This is a genomic window from Bifidobacterium erythrocebi (genome assembly GCF_012932675.1).
Lineage (GTDB): Bacteria > Actinomycetota > Actinomycetes > Actinomycetales > Bifidobacteriaceae > Bifidobacterium > Bifidobacterium erythrocebi.
In genome coordinates this window covers 1-1,857 of sequence record NZ_JAAIIF010000015.1, presented here as the reverse complement: position 1 = coordinate 1,857, position 1,857 = coordinate 1, and the positions used below count along the sequence as shown (strand labels likewise).

At 61.6% G+C, this 1,857-nt stretch carries 1 protein-coding gene; it reads right to left on the bottom strand.

Going from position 1 to position 1,857, the window contains the following annotated elements; translation table 11 throughout:
- Positions 1-590 precede the first annotated feature (590 nt).
- Positions 591-1,619 carry a universal stress protein gene (locus G1C98_RS08225; protein WP_240944978.1) on the bottom strand — a complete coding sequence of 343 codons (1,029 nt, stop codon included), beginning with the start codon at positions 1,617-1,619 and terminating at the stop codon, positions 591-593.
- Positions 1,620-1,857: the final 238 nt, after the last annotated feature.

The window sequence follows — 1,857 nt, the reverse complement described above, 5'->3', positions numbered from 1 at the left end:
GACTGGATGTAATGGACGTGCCCCGTAATGGACGTGCCCCGACTGGATGTAATAGACGCGGGGTGCGGGCGGTTGTCGCTGCGGGCGGTTGCGGTTGCGGCTGCATGGTTGTCTCAGCGATGTTTGCCCCCCCTCCGCGGCCGGGGATTACTGTGACTGGTGTTACGACAACGCGAGGTGATCGTGACAGCAACTGTGACCGAGGTGACAGATTCTGTCACTCCAGTCACAGTTGTTGTCACTGAGTCACGGTTATCGCATTTGTGCCATGGTTATTGTCATCGCGTCGCAGTCATTGCGATTTCACCGGCCCGACTGGATGTATTGGACGTGCTCCGACTGGATGTATTGGACGCGGGGGCGCGGGCGGTTGCCTTTTGCGGCTGCATGGTTGTTTCTGCGATGTTTGTCCCCGCGGCCGGGGATTACTGTGACTGGCGTTACGGCAACACGAGGTGATTGTGACAGCAACTGTGACCGAGGTGACGGATTCCGTCACTCCATTCACAGTTTCTGTAATCCAGTCACAGTTTCTGTAATACAGTCACAGTTTCTGTAATACAGTCACAGTTGTTGCCGCCAACCGGCCCTCAGTGCACCACAGTGATCGGACACTCGGCAAAGTTGATGATCTGCCGGCTCACCGACCCCAGGAAGTGCGCATCCATACCCGTCAGGCCACGCGACCCGACCACCACATGACTCGCATACCGCGACGCCGCAATCAGACCCTTCGACGCCGGAATGTGGAACGCGTTCGCAACCACCTCCACATCGCCCGGAATACCGGCCTTCTCAACCGTCTCGTTCAGCACCTTCTCCGCAAAACGCTGCCCCTCCTCGGTACTCGGCACCGTGGTCTCATGCCCCGGAACCGCACCCAGATCACGCAGTTGCCAGCAGAACATCACATGCAACGGCAGACCATGAATACGCGCATGCTGCACCGCGAAATCCAGCGCGCGCATCGAGGTCTCCGACCCATCCACACCGACCACCACAGGGCGCTGCGCCGGCTTGGCGGGAGACGCGCCGGCCTGCGTGTAATGCACCGTCACATTCGACGGGGTGAGCGAATTGGCGATCTCGTCGGTCACGGTCTCGTCCTCGCTGCCGGCGATGCGCACCACCGTGACCGGCACCTGCGCGGTCTCCGCCAGGGAAGCGGACAGCGACCCCATGAACCAGCGGGCCACACGCCCCAGCGAACGGCGGCCGACCACGATCTGCTGCGCATCCTTGCCGATCTGCAGCAGCGCGGACGTGCCGGACGCGCGCACGGAAGTCATCTTCAAGCGCTCGGGGTCAAAGTCGATGCCGTCACTGGCCTGCTCCACCCAGGAGCGCAGCTGCTCCGCGATCTCATGACGCACATGCGCCCAGGATTCCTCGCTGTCCGGCTCGTCGGAATTCGTATCCCACGAATGGGTCCAGCCGAACACGGCGTTGATGCTCTGGCCGGTGAGCGAAGCCTCGCGCATGGCCCATTTCAGTGCGGCGAACGATTCGTCGGATCCGTCCACGCCGACCACGATGTCGGCCAGGGGAGCGGTTGCCTGTGCTGCCTGCGCGGCTTGAGCGGCCTGCGCAGTAACGGTTGCAGTAGTTTCATCCACCATTGGTTGCCTCCTTCAATGGCTTGCTTTCGGCGCCTGTTGCGGCGCGCCTAGTTCCAAGCATACTGTGCGAACCGCGTATGGCGTTGAGCGCAACGGGAGTTGGCTGTTGCGCGGGTGATTTTGGGGCGCATGAGGCGTGTATGGGCATTCAGCGCGTGCGGGGGCATTTGTGGTATGTGGGGGTGTTGGGGTGCGGAGTGACTGGGTGTTTTGGCTGCATTCGGGGGTATTTGGGGAG

Coding starts and splice junctions, on each gene's coding strand:
- G1C98_RS08225 (WP_240944978.1), bottom strand. CDS start 1,619: ATGGTGGATGAAACTACTGCAACCGTTACTGCGCAGGCCGCTCAAGCC.